Raw genomic sequence first — 13,679 nt, 5'->3', positions numbered from 1 at the left:
GTTTCCTTAAAAACCGAAACGTTTTGGAAATCCTTGGCGGCGTAATGAAAGCGGTTTAATAAATCTCAACCGACAACCGCTCGCCGCCGACCAATCGCAAGAAGGAGAAATGCCGCATGGACTACCGGGTGATTAAAGACAACGACCTTTTCCTTCTGACCGACCTGTCCGGCGACGTCGTTCCGCCGCCTGCCGACGCAGGCGAGGGGCAGCAAGCAGGCTACGGGCTGTACCGCAGCGATACCCGGTTCCTGAGCCGGATGGAGCTGCTGATCAACGGCCGCAAGCCGATTGTCCTGTCCTCCGAAGCGGACCAGAACTATCTGTCCGAGACCGTGCTGACGAATCCGCATATGGAGGAGGACGGCAAACTGATCCTCTGGCGGGAGTCCGTGGAGCTGCGCAGAACGCGGTTCATCTACGGCGACGTGCTGTACGACAAGCTGACGATGACCAACTTCAGTCCTGCGCAGCTATCCTTCGACATCTCGCTGCGGTTCGAAGCTGATTTTACGGATATGTTTGTGGTTAGAGGGTTCATGGGGGGCAAACTAGGCACGGCTGAACAGCTTGAAGCATCGGCGGGCGCGCTGCGCTTCGGCTATGCGGGCGCGGACGGCATCCGGCGCGCGCTGCGGATTCGCTGGGATGATCCGGAAGCCGTCGCAGGCGTCGACGGCACGGTCCGCTTGGCAGTCTCCCTGGCGCCAGGCGCCTCCCGGTCGCTCGAGCTGCTGCTTATTCCTTCGATCGGGGATGCCGAGCCCGAAGCCGCAGCGCCGAGAGCGGAAGCGCTGGCGCGGCTGGAGGCGGACTACGCCGAGTGGGTGTCGACGTCCGCGACCCTTGAAACGGACGATCCGCAGCTTGACGCCCTGTATGCGAGAGGCTTGCTGGACTTGCGCGTGCTGCTGAACGATGAAGGTCTCGGGCGCTTCCCCGTCGCGGGACTTCCCTGGTACGCGGTGCTCTTCGGCCGCGACAGCCTGATCACCGCGCTGCAGATGCTGCCGGTAAGGCCGGAGGTCGCGCTCGCCACGCTCCGCACGATGGCGCGGTATCAAGGCGAGCGCGACGACGCCTGGCGCGACGAGCAGCCCGGCAAGATCATGCACGAGATGCGCCGCGGGGAGCTGGCGAACACGAACCAGGTGCCGTTCACGCCTTACTACGGCACGGTCGACGCCACGCCGCTCTTCCTGGTCCTGCTGGCCGAGTACGTCAAGTGGACCAACGATCTGTCCGCCCTGCGCGAACTGCTGCCGAACGCAGAAGCCGCACTCGGCTGGATCGACCGCAACGCAGCTGCATCGGGCGGCTTCGTCACCTATCACAGCGAGTCGGCCAAGGGCATCGCGAACCAGGGCTGGAAGGATTCTGCCGATTCCGTCGTCCATCGGGACGGCGAGTATGCGAGGACGCCGATCGCGCTGGTCGAGGTACAAGGCTACGTTTACCAGGCGAAGAGGCTGCTGTCCGAGCAGCTTCCCCGCTTGCCGGAGGAGCCGGGCCGCGACTGGCGCGGCATGGCCGCACGGCTCGCCGAAGAGGCGGAGACGCTGCGGGAGCGATTCGAAGCGGCGTTCTGGATGGAGGAGGAAGGCTACTACGCCATCGCGCTGGACCGCGACGGCCGCCAGGTCCGGTCGGTCACCTCCAATCCGGGACACGTGCTGGCCTCCGGGCTGTTCGCGCCGGAGCGGGCGGCTGCCGTAGCGAAGCGGCTGACGGCGCCGGATCTGTTCGGCGGCTACGGCATCCGCACGATGGCCGAGGGCCAGACGGGCTACAACCCGATGAGCTACCACGACGGCAGCGTCTGGCCCCACGACAACTCGATGTGTCTGATGGGACTCGCTGCCGGCGGCTTCCCGGAGCAAAGCGGCATTGTCATCGATGGTTTGCTGGCCGCCGCCACGCACTTCGAGAACGCCCGGTTGCCCGAGCTATATTGCGGCTACGCGAAGGAGCGCGGCCGACCGGTCCGTTATCCGGTCGCCTGCTCGCCGCAAGCTTGGGCGGCCGGCACGCCGCTCGTCATGCTCACGGCCATGCTCGGCCTTGCCATCGACGGCCCGAGCGGCACCGTTCGGCTCGCGCCCGCGCTGCCACCGGGCATGAACCGGCTCCGGGCACGGCGCATCAAGCTCGGCGCCGGCACGCTGGACGTCGACGTGCGGCGGGATCGCGAGGGCGGCTACGAAGTCGACGTCGTCGGCAACTCGAGCGGCTTCGCCGTTCAAGTCGACGATCGGCGGACAGCCGGCGTCAACGCTTGACCGGCGCAAACGCCTAGCATCGGTTTTAGAGGCTCCGCCGTGCGCCAGACGCGGCGGCGGAATCCCTTAAACATATTTTCACACCTAACCAAAGGAGTGTTCGTGCATGAGACAAAGGGGAACGGCATTACTTGCACTCGGTTTGGCTTCTGCGATGGCGGTGACGGCATGCGGGGGAAACAACAACAATAACGCGTCCTCGTCATCGGCTGCGGCCACGAATGACGCGACGCAATCCGCAAGCGCTTCCACGTCGGCGAGTCCTTCGGCGTCCGCCGAAGCCAAGAACGTCACGCTTCGCGTCGGCACTTGGGACGGCGGAGACGGCCTGAAGCAGCAGCAGCAAATCGCGGACAACTACACCAAAGAGCACCCGAACGTAAAGATCAACATCGAGTCCGTGCCGGATCAGTACGGCACCAAGCTGCTTACGCAGGTGGCCGCGGGCCAAGCGCCGGACATTTTCCAGATCGGCGACGGCGACGTCAAGATGTTCATGCAAAAGGGGGCGCTCGAGGATCTGACGCCTTATATCCAGGGCGCCTCCGGCATCGACCTGAACGACTACTATACGAGCGTTCTGGACGTCGGCAAGCTGGACGACAAATACTATACGCTTCCGAAGGACTACTCCGACATCGCGGTTTACTACAATAAGAAGCTGTTCGACGACGCGGGCGTCGCTTATCCGCAGACGGGCTGGACGTGGGATCAGTTCTACGAAACGGCCAAGAAGCTGACGGTGCAAAAGGGCGGCAAGACGACGCAGTGGGGCGTCAGCCTCCCGGGCGGCTGGCTGCGCGCGATCCTGCCGCTCATCAACAGCTACGGCGGCAGCGTCATCAGCCCGGACGGCGAATCATTCGAAGGCTACATGAACAGCGACGGTACCGTCAAGGCGCTCGAACTTTACCAAGACATGTATCTCAAGGACAAGATCAGTCCGTCCAATGCGGATTCCGCAGCTCTCCAAGGCGTCGATCTGTTCGCGGCAGGCAAGGTCGCCATGTCCATGACGGGCCGCTGGCCGGTTGCCGACTACCAGAAGAACCCGGACCTGAGCTTCGGCGTCGCCCAGATGCCGGTCGGTCCGAGCGGTGCGGCCAACACGATCTGCTACTCCGGCTACGGTCTCTACTCCAAGTCGGCCAATAAGGACGCAGCTTGGGATTATCTGAAGTACCTGACCGGCCCGCAAGGCCAGGAGGTCATGGCGCAGTACGCCTTCACGGCGGTCAAGTCCACGACGGAGAAGCTCGGTCAGGCAACGGATGAGCATCTGAAGCCGTTCCTCGACGATATCCCGAACATCAAGGAATTCCCGGAAAAGACGAGCGAATTCTTCGGCGCTTCCGGCGCCAAGGCGATGCAGACCGTGCTCGACAAGATGATGCTGGGCAAGCCGATCGACGTGAAAAAGGAGCTCGACGCCGCGGCCAAGCAAGCGACGACCGACCTCGCGGCGGCCAAAAATCAGTAAAAGAACGAATGAGTCACGGCAAGCAACACGGTCGGAACGGCGGCGGGGAGTCCACAGCTTTACTTCCCCGCCGGCTTCTCCGGCGTCTGGGCAAGAACGGTCGCGCGTTCCCGCACTCGCAACAACGACACGCGCACCGGCAACCGGATTCGATAGCTGTAAAAATGCACTTAATTCACCCTTGCGGCTCAAAAGCGGCCCCATTGCAAAGTGGCTCCATGAATTGCGGCCCTCGATTTGCGACCAGATTTAACTGCATTTTTGCAGCTATCCGCCGCCCTTGCGGCATTTTCAAAAAGAAAGAGGTGTTTGATCATGGAAAAGGCAGCGAACGCATCCGAATACACGCCCGTCAAGACCAAGCGCCGCCTGTCCAAAGCGGAGCGCAAGGAGGAACGTACTTTCTACCTGCTGACTGGGCCGTGGCTGATCGGGCTGCTCATCTTTTTCGCCGTACCGATGGTCGCCTCCCTCTGGATCAGCCTGAATCAATGGGATATGCTAACCCCGGCGAAGTTCGTCGGCTTCAAAAACTACAATACCGCGTTCAATCACGATCCGCTCTTCTGGCAGTCGCTCAAGGTGACCGCGTTGTACTCCGTTTTCTCCGTGCCGCTCGGCCTCATCGCGTCGCTGCTGCTGTCTCTGCTGCTCAATCAGGCGGTTCGGGGCATGCGGTTGTTCCGCACGATCTTCTACCTGCCGGCGGTCGTGAGCGGCGTATCCGTCATGGTGCTGTGGATGTGGATTTTCAATCCGCAGATCGGCCTGCTGAACACGATTCTCGGCTACTTCGGCATCGCGGGCCCGGGCTGGATCTTCGATCCGCATTGGGCGCTCCCCTCCATGGTCATTATGAGTCTCTGGTCGACGGTCGGCGGCAGCGTCATAATCTGGCTCGCCGGACTCAAGGGCATTCCGCCTTCGTTGTACGAAGCCGCGGAGCTGGACGGCGCCGGCGGCTGGCAGAAGTTCAAAAACGTCACGATCCCGATGCTGACCCCGACGATCTTTTTTAACCTCGTCATGGGCGTGATCGGCGCGATGCAGACGTTCGGCGAAGCCTATGTCATGACCAAGGGCGGACCGATGAACTCCACGCTGTTTTTCAATTTCTACCTGTTCGATCACGCGTTCCAAAACTTCAGAATGGGCTACGCCTCCGCGCTGGCCTGGGTGCTCTTCATCCTGATCCTGGCGCTCACGGCGCTCGTCGTCAAATCCTCGGCGGCTTGGGTCTACTACGAAGGGGAAAGGAACTGAGGCCACATGACCACTACGAACCGCGGCAGATTGCTGCTCAAAAATTCGCTGATTTACGTCCTGCTGGCGATCGGCTCCCTCGTCATGCTTGTTCCTTTCGCCTGGATGCTCTCGACCTCGCTCAAGGAATCGTACCAGGTATTCACGTGGCCGCCCAAGTGGATCCCGGATCCGGTCAAGTGGAGCAACTATAAGACCGCCTTCACAAGCTTGCCGTTCGGTCAATGGTTCAACAACACGATCATCATCACCGTTCTTTCCATCATCGGCGCCGTGGTCTCCTGCGTCATCGTGTCCTACGGCTTCGCCCGGTTCAAAGCGCGGGGCCGGTCGTTCCTGTTCATCCTGACGCTCGCGACCATGATGCTGCCGGACACCGTGACGATGATTCCGAAGTTCTACATGTTTACGAAGTTCGGCTGGATCAACACCTTCTATCCGCTCATCGTGCCGCTGTTCTTCGGCAAAGCCTACTTCGTCTTCCTGCTCAGGCAGTTCTTCATGTCCATCCCGGCAGATCTCGAGGAAGCGGCCAAGATCGACGGCGCCTCCACCTTCGGCATTCTATGGCGGGTCATCCTCCCGCTGACCGTGCCGGCGATCGTGACGATTACGATCTTCCAGTTCAACGACAGCTGGAAGGACTTCATGCAGCCGATCCTGTATCTGAGCAAACCGGAGCTGTACACGCTCACGCTCGGCATCAACTTCTTCAAGAGCCAGAACAACGTGCAGTGGAACTACCTGATGGCGGCCTCTATGGTGACCATGCTGCCTTCGCTGCTGTTTTATTTTATCGGTCAAAAGTACTTCGTCGAGAGCATTACGCTGACCGGCATGAAGGGGTGACGGACGGATGGCTGTAGCGGGTGGTGGTGGAAAAAGCGGAGCGTTTCGCTGGATGCTGGGTCTGGGCTGTCTGTCGGCGTCCGCGCTCGGCCTCGAAATGGCGCTCACCAACGTATTCGGCGTGCTGCTGCAGTATCACTACGTATCGCTTGTCGTGTCGCTGGCCGTCTTCGGCATCGGGGCAGGCAGCTATGCGGCGCGCAGGCAGTCGGAGTCGGCGGGGCGTGCAGCCGCCTCTTCGACCGCGGCCGCTGCAGGCGTTGCCGACGAATCGGGCGCCTCTAATGCGGCTTCCGGCCGATCCGCGGGTCTCGCGGCCCTCGAGCTCGGCTTATTCATCGCCTTGCTCAGCCTTTTCCTTGCCCAATTCCCTTACGTCGACCAGTTGGCGGTATACGCGCTGCTCGGCGCCATGCCGTTCGTTCTGTTCGGCTGGTGCATGGGACTCGCGCTGGCGAGCGGCGTCCGCACGCGCTCGCTCTACGCCGCCGACCTGCTGGGCGCCGGACTCGGCGTGGCCGCCGCCTACGGCTTGATTCAACTCTGGGGCGGACTGCAGGCGATGTTCGCGCTGTCCATTCCCGCCTTTGCCGCGGCCGTGCTGCTGCTTGCGCCGTCTCTTTCGCCATCCGTGGCCGGCCCGAAGCGTCGCGGCTGGCTGCGCTTCGCACCGCTGCTGCCGCTCGTGGCCGTCGTCGTCGGCCTGGCATCCGGCGCAGGCTGGTGGAACATCGATTACGCCGGCATGCGCGGCGCTGCGCCGGATAAGACAATCGTGAGCGCGCTCCGGCAGCCCGGCGCGACGCTGGAGCGGACCGAATGGGATGCGTTCGCCCGGGCGGACGTCGTCTCCGGCAGCGATCCCGCGCGCAAGACCGTGTTCATCGACGGCGGCGCGGGGAGCTATATGTACAAGTTCGACGGCGATCTCGCCTCGGTGGCGGGGCTTGCCAAAGACATCGAATTTTTGCCGTTCGCGGCGGGTCCGGCCGACAAGACGGCGATCGTCGGCGCCGGCGGCGGCCGGGATATTTTGTACGCGCTGCTCGCGGGCGCTAAGAATGTAACCGCCGTCGAACTTAGCGACGGCATCGTGCGCGCCATGCGCGAGGACGCCGCCTATAACGGCGGGCTGCTTGACCGCTCCGGCGTGAAGGCCGTCGTCGGCGACGGCCGCACGGTGCTCGAGCGGAGCGGCGAGCGCTACGATCTGATCGCGCTCGACCTTGTCTATTCGCAGGTCGGCGGCGTTAACGGGCATGCGCTGACGGAGAACTATGCGTTTACCCAGGAGGCGTTTCGCGCGTATCTGGAACGGTTGAACGAAGGCGGGCGCCTCATCGTGATCTCGCATCAGGGGATTGAGGGCGTGCGCGCCTTCTACACCGGGCTCGGGGCGCTGATGGACGTGACGGGAGCGAAGCCGGCGACGGCGGTGAAGCATGCCGCCCTGCTCATGGCCTCCGACCAATCGGCGGGACCAGGTCTCACCTTAACTGTGATCCAGCGCACCCCGCTCGCTTCTTCCCAGCTCGATACGCTGCGTGCTGGCGCGAATGCGCTCGCCCTGCAGACGCTGTTCCTGCCGGAGACCAACGAGCAGTTCCTGCAGCCTTTGATCGAAGGCAAGCAGTCGTTCGACGCGTTCGTCCGGGACAGCGATTTCAGCGTGTATCCGACGTCCGACGACAAGCCGTTTTTCTACAAGCTCACGCCGGGCATGCCGGGCTCGCTGAAGACTTGGCTAGGCGTCATCGCCGGCCTGACGGCGCTGTTCGCGGTCTGGGTGTGGTGGCGCGAAGTCGCGCCGCCGAAGCAGGCTTCAGGGCTGCACCGCGTCCGCACCGGTCCGGGCGGCAAGGCCTTGCTCGTCAGCCTGCTCGTAGGCGTGGGCTATATGTGCCTGCAGGCGGCTTTCATCCAGAAGGCGATGAAATACGCGGGCAGTCCGGCCGCCGCGACCGCCGTCGTGCTGCTGGCCATGCTGATCGGCGGCAGCTTCGGCAGCCGGCTCGCGGGACGCCGGCGGCTGTCCGAGACGGCGGGCGCCGGCGGCGCCGCGCTGCTGATCGCGCTGCTGGCCGCGGCCGAAGCGCTGTGGGGCGGCGGCCTGTACGGCCTGGCCCTGGGCGCGCGGCTGGCCGTGCTGGGTATTGCCGCCGCTGCGCTGGGGCTGCTCATGGGCGTCCCGCTGCCGCTCCGCATGGAAGCCGCGGAGCGCGGGCAGCGGGGCAGCTCGCCCTTGCTGTTCGCGGTGAACGGCATCGCGGGCGTATGGGGCTCCTGGCTCGGCGCAGCTCTCGCGCTGGCTGCGGGGCTGCGCTGGGCGCTCGGGGCGGCGATCGTTTGCTATGCGCTGGTAGTGGCGCTGTCGGCGCTTCGGCCGGGAAGTGGCAGTGCCGCAGACGCAAAATCGACGGGCAGTGCATAGAACGCTGCGCCGGCGAAGCGAGATGGGGCGCGCATAGGACGCGCCGACGGCATTGGAAAACCCGCTCGCTTGACCGCGTCGCTTCGCACTCTCTTCAATACTGGATGGTCGGTCACCTCACGGCAGCGGGATGACGATGAAAATAACGTCCCGTAAGCAGTTATTTCCCCCAAAATGCACGTTCACTAAAAAATAGATGCCGATAGGCTGTTATTTCGCCGGTTATAGGTCTTTTCCGCTGATTGTTCTGGAATAGCTGCCTTATAACACTAATCACCCCTAATAGTAGGGGCAGTCAAAATTAGTTGCCCATATGCAGCTACTTCTCCCGCGTACTCCCGGTGAGTTCAAGCAGTAGGGCTGCAGCCGACACGCTGGCCCGCTGGCCGCTAGGCTCATACATCTGCAATAGGTATAAGACAGTACGCGGCCACATACAAACTTAACGCAGCTCGGAAGGAGCGAATTGCCGATGGCCCAACAATGGGGGGACAACCCGCCGCAATTAGAGGCTGCCCTTCGCCTTGCCGGCATGACGGCGGGGCGGGAGACCAAAGAGACGGACGATATGGATCTGTTTGTCTGCGCGGGACACCGCAGCACGATGATCGGAGGCCAGGACGGCGGATTTCCGGACTTTGGCCACCACATTCCGGATGAAATGGGCGGTTTGTGGTCGCATCCGATCAAGCTCATGGACGGCTTTTGGCTTCATCTGGCCGAGACTGCGGATCCTGCCGGCGGCGCATGGCTAGAGAAGGCGGACGCGTTTCGCAACTACGCTTACTTCAATGAGCACGACTACGCAATGCCGGATCTCGGCCTGGAAGCCGCTCGCAGCCAGTTCTGTCCGGACGAGCATCCGGGATTCGTCGTCGAATATCGCCTACGCGATACGAGCGGCCGCGATCGCGAGCTGACGGTCGTTTTCCAGGGCCGGACGGAGCTTCGCCCGGTATGGTTCTCGGAGGAAGCCGGCATTGAGGATGCGCCGGACGAAGCGCGAGCGGACGAAGAACTGGGCGCAATCGTCGCGAAAGACCGGGACCATTCCTGGTTCGTCGTTTTCGGCAGCGACGCGCCGGGGTGCGAGCCGCACGTCGACATCGAGTCGACGCTGCCTTCCCGCACGCGAACGGCGGGCAAGGGCGCGACGGGAAGCCTGCGCATGCAGATCGCGTTGCCGGCCAACGGTACGGCCGAGCTGAGATTTTTCATCGCAGGCTCCGCGCAATCGGAAGCCGAGGCAGCGGAAGCGTACGCCCGCATCCGCGACGGCCACGCCGACATGCGCAGAGCCAAGCGTCTGCGCTATGAATCGCTGCTCTCCCTGTCGGAGCTGGATATACCGGACGAGGCGCTCGCCAGCGTTTTCGATTGGGCAAAAATCCACAGCGAGTGGCTCGTACTTGACGTGCCCGGCGTCGGCAGAGGCTTGACGGCCGGCATTCCCGAGTACCCGTGGTGGTTCGGCTGCGACAACAGCTACGCTTTGGTCGGGCTGCTCGCCGTCGGCCGGCAGGCGCTTGCCGTGGAGACGTCCGACCTTATCCGCGAGGCGTCCGAGCGTACCAACGGCAACGGCCGCATCATTCATGAACTCACGACCTGGGGGCTTGTCGCCAATCCGGGCAATACGCAGGAGACGCCGCACTATATTCAGAGCGTGCGCGAGATTTTCGACTGGACGGGCGATTTGAAATACCTGAAGCGGGCCTATCCGACCGTTCGCAAAGGACTCGAATGGTTGCTCGGCGAGATGGATCCGGACGGCGACCTGCTCCCAGAAGGCTACGGCATCACGGAGATTGAAGGGCTGAACGTCGAGCTCATCGACACCGCCGTCTATACATGGTCGGCACTTCTTGCAGGGGCGGAGATGGCGGAGCTGCTCGGGGACGCGGAAGCCGCGCACGACTGGCGCGAGACGGCGGGACGGCTGGCGGACAAGATCAACACGGATCTGTGGCTGGAAAAAGAGGGCTTGTACGCGGACGCCATGGCGCGCGTCGAGGCCGTCCGCGAGCGGATGCCTGTCTATATCGCGCGGGCCGAGGGAATGGGCGCGGATCGCGCGGTGCGGGAGATGCGGTCGATGCAAGCGGAGATCGCGGACCTGCCGCCGGACGAGGAGCGTCCTTGGCTGTTCAAGAATTGGGTCATCAACACGCCGATGGAAACGGGACTGGCGCCCCGCGACAAGGCGGTGCGGGCGCTCGCGCGCATGGGTACGGACGAATTCACGGGCGATGCGGGCACGTATTTGTCCGGCATGTACCGCACGCAGATGATGACGATCTCGACCGGCGTGCAGGCGGTGGCCGAGGCGCGTTACGATCGGATGGACGAGTCGCTCCGCCTGGTGAAGCTGATTGCGTCCACCTTCGGACGGCGTCTGCCCGGCTCGATCAGCGAGATTTCGCCGGATTACGGCTGCTTCGTTCAAGCCTGGACGAACTACGGCATTCATTGGCCGATCGTGCGGTTCATGTTCGGCATTGCACCGAAGGCTCATCGCAAGGAACTCGCGCTGCGGCCGCGGCTGCCGTCCGCATGGCGCGAAGCGGCGATTCGGCGTGTCTCGCTTGGCGAAGGCGCATGCGCGGCTTCTCTCGACCTTGAGGTCGCGCTTGGCGAAGGTGCGGACTTATACAAAGTAAAGCTGGACGGAGAAGGCTGGACGATTCGCATGGATCTGCCGCAGGCTGCCGGTGCGCGCATCTACGTGAACGGCAATCTGGTCGAGAGCCTTGAGGACGGACCGGATGGAGAGGCGATCATCCCAATTTCAGGGTGCGGTACGTTCGAGGTACGCGTGGAGCGGTAACTGCCGCAGGTAAGAGGGCAGTCGAGTCCAGTTGTGTCTCATGGGTCAGCGATTTAAACATAGAACATGTGGATGACGGAGATGGCCAAACAGGCGAAGAGCCGCCCAAAGTTTAAAGAGAGTCAGCTGCATCGGGAAGCAGATGGCGTGCGGGAGGAGGGGAGACGATGACGGGGAAGCGAGGAAACGAAGGCCTAGAAGCGCATGGAAAGCAACATGCCGCAGGCGATTCGGATTGGTCGACTGCCAGCCTGCGTTATGCGCATGCGAACGGCATGAGTGCGGGACTGAGCCGCCTCGGCCTTCCAGGCCAGCCGGTGCTGAGCCACGGTATTAGAGAAGGCGGCGATTTCGTCTTGCAGCTTGGAGGCGCGCGGTTCGGAGGCCGTTCCGCCAGCCTCAGGCGTATGGGCGCGGAAGTCTACTCGCCGGCGCCCGGCGTCCGGCATCACACCGTCCGGCTGCGCTGCGACAGGCTTTTCTTTGAAGTTGACAGTCACACCGTAATCTATGAAGACGAGCCGGTTTTCGAGCGATGGGTGACGGTCCGCAATGCGGGCGAGGCACCGTTCCACGTGGAACGGATCGATCCCCTCCAGCTCGAGCTATCCGAGGGAGAGTGGCGGGTGCTGTCCTATCGCAGCGACTGGGGGGCCGAGTTCGAGCCGGAGGAGACGCCGCTTGGCGAATCCTTTGTCGCCGAAACCCGATGGGGCCGCTCCTCCAAAGGCATGCATCCTTGGGTCGTGCTCGCAAGGGATGACGGGGCGCTGCTCCATGTCAGCCCGATGTGGTCCGGCAACTGGAAGGTTCGCTTCGAGCGCCGGGAGGATGGCGGCGTATCGGTCGCGGCCGGGCTGAATGACTGGGCGTTTTTCAAGGCGTTGGCGCCGGGCGAAACGATGGAAAGCCCCCGCGTCGCAGTCGCGCTGGGCAGCGGCGGGGACCTGAATACGGTGTCGATCCCGCTTGCGCGCATCGGCAGGCGGAACTGGTATCCCCGCAGCGCAGTGTCCGACGAGCTGCCGGTCGAGTGGAACCACTGGTTCAGCTACGAAGACCAACTGATCGACGCGGATACGTTCAAGGCCAACGCCGCCGAGGCGGCAAAGCTTGGTTTCGAGGCTTGCACTTTGGACGCAGGCTGGTTCGGCGATGCCGAAGGGAGCCTGCATTGGCACGACATTCGGGGCGACTGGGATAAGGTGAATGCCGCTCGCTTCCCGAACGGCATAGGAGAGATATCGGAATACGTGCGCGGTCTCGGCATGCGCTTCGGTTTTTGGTGCGAGATCGAAGGGTTGGGTCCGCAAGCGTCGCTCGCCCAGCGCCGCCCTTCTTTTCCAGCGCTCCGAGAAGGCGAGCCGCTCGGTTACGTATGCCTGGGCAATCCGGAGGCGCGCGAATGGGCTTATGCGGAGCTGGACCGGCTGATCCGGACCTATCGTTGCGACTGGATCAAGCTGGACTTCAATGTCGATCCCAAGGCCGGCTGCGACCGATGCGATCACGGACACGGCGCAGGAGACGGTCTGTACGAGCATATTCTAGGCTTGTACGGCGTGCTGGACCGGCTGCGCGAGGCGCATCCTGACGTGCTGCTCGAGAACTGTTCCTCCGGCGGCTTGCGGCTCGATCTGGGCATGGCGCGGCATACGCACGCATCCTTTCTCAGCGATCCCGACTGGCCGGAGCACAGCCTGCAGATTTTCTGGGGCGTATCTACGTTTCTCGCGGCCGACCGGGCGCTGCACTGGAGCTACTCCGACTGGATCTGCGAGCATCCGCGCCAGCGCTTCGACCCGCATAGCCCCGCACTCACGATCGCGCAGTTCGATTACTACACGCGGATCGGCATGCTCGGCGCATTCGGCGTTTCCCAGCGTCTGCCCGACCTGCCCAAGGCCTTGAGCGACCGGCTTGCAAGTCATGCGGAGCAGTACCGGACGACCATCCGACGCTTCGTGCAAGACGGCGATCTGTATCGGCTGACCGGGCAGCCGCTGCGCGAGGGCAGAGGCCCGCGGTGGGCCGCATTCCAGTATGCGCTGGAGGGCGGCGATGAGCACTTGCTGTTCGTGTTCCGCCTGGACGGCAACGAGACGCGACGGCACATCGTGCTGCGGGCGCTGGACGCGAATGCGACATACGAGCTGGAGGACCTGGACGGCGGCCCCCCCAGGCGGTTGACCGGCGCGGAGCTGATGGACGCCGGGCTGCTGTTCGCGGATTATGCGGAGGAGCAGTCGGGATTATTTATTCTGCGAAAAGTGGAAGGCGGAGCATAGAGGTCATACGAGCGGCTGACGTCAATACGTGCGTGCAGCCGTCCGACATCGGAGTGTCGCGCTGCCAGCGAGCCGGCGGTGCGGCGCTTTTTGTGCTGTTGCGTGAGCCGTAACGCGAGCCGGGAGAGTTGCCGTTTAAACAATTTTGCCGTGCAACTCGGGTCTGATGGTTAGAAGCGTGCGCCGTTAGTTGGTTATGTCGCGTAAGTCTGGTGCAGAAGGCACGGAGCGAGTGCTTTTAAGTCGAATTGACGTGCAACTC

The 13,679-nt window shown here is 63.0% G+C and carries 7 protein-coding genes; all 7 read left to right on the top strand.

Annotated elements, in window-relative coordinates:
• The first annotated feature begins 116 nt into the window (after positions 1-116).
• Positions 117-2,279 carry an amylo-alpha-1,6-glucosidase gene (locus KB449_RS30950; protein WP_282912035.1) on the top strand — a complete coding sequence of 721 codons (2,163 nt, stop codon included), beginning with the start codon at positions 117-119 and terminating at the stop codon, positions 2,277-2,279.
• Positions 2,280-2,385: 106 nt separating this feature from the next.
• Positions 2,386-3,759, top strand: coding sequence for an ABC transporter substrate-binding protein (locus KB449_RS30945; protein ID WP_282912034.1), 1,374 nt, complete (start codon positions 2,386-2,388; stop codon positions 3,757-3,759).
• A gap of 315 nt (positions 3,760-4,074) precedes the next feature.
• Positions 4,075-5,022 carry a carbohydrate ABC transporter permease gene (locus tag KB449_RS30940; protein ID WP_282912033.1) on the top strand — a complete coding sequence of 316 codons (948 nt, stop codon included), beginning with the start codon at positions 4,075-4,077 and terminating at the stop codon, positions 5,020-5,022.
• A gap of 6 nt (positions 5,023-5,028) precedes the next feature.
• On the top strand, positions 5,029-5,871 hold the full coding sequence (locus KB449_RS30935) for a carbohydrate ABC transporter permease (RefSeq protein WP_282912032.1): 843 nt from the start codon (positions 5,029-5,031) through the stop codon (positions 5,869-5,871).
• A 7-nt stretch (positions 5,872-5,878) separates the two neighbouring features.
• Entirely contained in the window at positions 5,879-8,302 is a 2,424-nt protein-coding gene (locus tag KB449_RS30930) for a spermidine synthase family protein (RefSeq protein ID WP_282912031.1), read from the top strand.
• A 472-nt stretch (positions 8,303-8,774) separates the two neighbouring features.
• Complete coding sequence (locus KB449_RS30925) at positions 8,775-11,129, top strand: MGH1-like glycoside hydrolase domain-containing protein (RefSeq protein ID WP_282912030.1); 2,355 nt, start codon at positions 8,775-8,777, stop codon at positions 11,127-11,129.
• A gap of 167 nt (positions 11,130-11,296) precedes the next feature.
• Positions 11,297-13,417 carry an alpha-galactosidase gene (locus KB449_RS30920; protein ID WP_282912029.1) on the top strand — a complete coding sequence of 707 codons (2,121 nt, stop codon included), beginning with the start codon at positions 11,297-11,299 and terminating at the stop codon, positions 13,415-13,417.
• Positions 13,418-13,679: the final 262 nt, after the last annotated feature.

The organism is Cohnella hashimotonis (assembly GCF_030014955.1).
GTDB classification, from domain to species: Bacteria; Bacillota; Bacilli; order Paenibacillales; family Paenibacillaceae; genus Cohnella; species Cohnella hashimotonis.
Note: the sequence above shows the minus strand (reverse complement) of the source record. Positions and strands in the feature narration are given on the sequence as shown.